The 2,006-nt window shown below is 36.9% G+C and carries 4 protein-coding genes; 2 read left to right on the forward strand and 2 right to left on the reverse strand.

Annotated features, from left to right (window positions below):
• The first annotated feature begins 316 nt into the window (after positions 1–316).
• Together P9B04_RS24100 and P9B04_RS24105 are read left to right on the forward strand one after the other, a co-directional pair.
• Positions 317–544 carry a hypothetical protein gene (locus P9B04_RS24100; protein WP_342057494.1) on the forward strand — a complete coding sequence of 76 codons (228 nt, stop codon included), beginning with the start codon at positions 317–319 and terminating at the stop codon, positions 542–544.
• Positions 544–996, forward strand: a complete 453-nt coding sequence (locus P9B04_RS24105) for a type II toxin-antitoxin system VapC family toxin (RefSeq protein WP_342057495.1) — start codon at positions 544–546, stop codon at positions 994–996. The genes P9B04_RS24100 and P9B04_RS24105 overlap by 1 nt, the downstream gene beginning before the upstream one ends.
• A gap of 22 nt (positions 997–1,018) precedes the next feature.
• Here the strand turns inward: P9B04_RS24105 and P9B04_RS24110 are convergent, their stop codons facing one another.
• Both P9B04_RS24110 and P9B04_RS24115 read right to left on the reverse strand, forming a co-directional pair.
• Positions 1,019–1,525, reverse strand: coding sequence for a hypothetical protein (locus P9B04_RS24110; protein ID WP_342057496.1), 507 nt, complete (start codon positions 1,523–1,525; stop codon positions 1,019–1,021).
• Positions 1,526–1,645: 120 nt separating this feature from the next.
• Positions 1,646–1,774, reverse strand: coding sequence for a hypothetical protein (locus P9B04_RS24115; protein WP_342057497.1), 129 nt, complete (start codon positions 1,772–1,774; stop codon positions 1,646–1,648).
• Between the last annotated feature and the right edge of the window lie 232 nt (positions 1,775–2,006).

Consider the following 2,006-nt stretch of genomic DNA (forward strand, 5'->3'; position numbering starts at 1 on the left):
TTGGGAAGCCCACGCTATACTGCTCTTAGCAGTTAGCGTGGGAGGATGTCACGTGGAATGCAGATAGCAACTGTTGCAACTGGAGGAGATCCGAGTCACGACCCGGCTCGACGAGCTTATGAAAAATCAGGGTTCAATGTCCAAATTCCAAGCATCTGGATGTGTCAAATACTATGAAACGTGAGTTCAACTGAATACCCTATCCTATAATTTTTGCTAAAATCTAGATAAATCTCTTTAAGGCAGAGAAAAAGATTATTTCCTCAACCCAAATAAATCCTAACAAAATAAGACATTAAATAAGATATTAGAAATTATGAGTATTGAAAGAGCTATTGTCGAAAACCTCAGAAAACTATCTTTAGAAAAACAACGTGAAGTCTTGCATTTTAGTGAGATTCTGACTCACTCGAAACCATCTTTATTTGAATCTATGACTCCTCATGAACAAGCGGAAGATTGGAAACAGTTTGTTGAAGCGCAATTGAAGGATACACCTGGTTTGCCTGATGAAGCACTCAGACGAGACAACATCTATGATTGATGGCTAAATATCTACTTGACACCAACATTTTACTTAGGGCAAGTGACCCGATTTCTAGCAAATATTCTTTGGCTAGAGATGCTATTTATCTTTTACTTGACCAGGGACACTCCTGCTACTGTACACCACAAACTTTGATTGAATTTTGGGTAGTTGCTACCCGACCCTTGGAGGTCAATGGTTTAGGTTGGACAACTCAAAGAAGTCAAAGTCAAATTAATCAATTTCTGAATAGATTCCCACTTCTTAGAGACACTCCAGATATCTTTGAAGTTTGGTTTCAATTGGTCACTACTCATCAGGTTAAAGGAAAACGAACTCATGATCTTAGACTTTTGGCAGTTATGAAAGCTCATAAAATTTCTCATCTATTAACTTTTAATACTGATGATTTTATCTTTCTTCAGGACATCACAATTCTTCGTCCTCAAGATATTATTAATTCTCTGTAATTCAGGAGTTTTGTCATAATATTTATAGATATAATTCTGCGATATAATCTTTAAAAGACTCAATTTTTTGTTTTTCCTCATCAGTTAAAAGGGTATTACTTTGAAAAAGAAGCTCCCCTTCTTCAGAAATATCAGCAAGGACTCGATTTCTTAATCTTTCTCCTAGTTGTTTTTTGGCCGCTTTCCACAAAAAGTTTTTAGGACTATCTAAAATATCTTGATGTTGTTTCAAAAAATCTTTTTGGTAGTCATAAGGAATCCAACCACTTTGAGATCGTAATGCCTCTGTTAAGGTTTCTGCTAAAAGCTCAGAATTAGGTCTTTCCCCCTTACTTTTTAACCATAATGCCCAGGAACAAAAAGCCATTAAAGTGTTTTCTAAGTTTTGAGGACAATAAACAATAGTCTCTAATAAATCTTGGGAAAAATTAACCCCTAAACGTCTCAACCCCCATTTGTACTTGTCAAAAATTTCGACCACTATATCATCTATATACTCGTAATAAACAGCTTCTCTTAAATCAATCATTTATCGTTTCTATTTTAAGATTAAGTACGGGTATTGGGGGAGCATCGGAGAGAGACATCCCTGATTAATTCCATGTAGTCTCACGATGAGTTTGGCTTTGTCAAGCTGATGACGTAAAAGTTAACATTGAGACCATGCAGTTTCTTTGACCACTCGTTGATACCAATCGTGGACTTGAGCAAGGATTTTATCAAAGGCGATCGCGGCTCCCATCCCAGTTACCATCACTGAGGACAACTCAGTAACCATAGACAACGAAAAGGTAACTAGCCATAACACTGATTAGATCTATGTTTTAGACCACTGACTTCTCCTTAGTTACCTTCTTAGATTATACATGGTCATTTTCTAACCCATTTTTTCCCACATCATCAGGACTGAGCATTTATACACTGACGGGACTTTTCTTGTTTCAATCTTTGGGTATGTTGTATCTTCTCAAAAAGCCAGGGGTCACTCGCTGCGAAAACTTAGGCCAAAC

It is taken from the genome of Crocosphaera sp. Alani8 (genome assembly GCF_038442745.1).
Classification (GTDB): Bacteria; Cyanobacteriota; Cyanobacteriia; order Cyanobacteriales; family Microcystaceae; genus Crocosphaera.

What these genes read in the sequence shown, in the direction of transcription:
- P9B04_RS24100 (WP_342057494.1), top strand. Translation starts at nt 317, where the DNA reads ATGAGTATTGAAAGAGCTATTGTCGAAAACCTCAGAAAACTATCTTTA.
- P9B04_RS24105 (WP_342057495.1), top strand. Translation starts at nt 544, where the DNA reads ATGGCTAAATATCTACTTGACACCAACATTTTACTTAGGGCAAGTGAC.
- P9B04_RS24110 (WP_342057496.1), bottom strand. Translation starts at nt 1,525, where the DNA reads ATGATTGATTTAAGAGAAGCTGTTTATTACGAGTATATAGATGATATA.
- P9B04_RS24115 (WP_342057497.1), bottom strand. Translation starts at nt 1,774, where the DNA reads ATGGTTACTGAGTTGTCCTCAGTGATGGTAACTGGGATGGGAGCCGCG.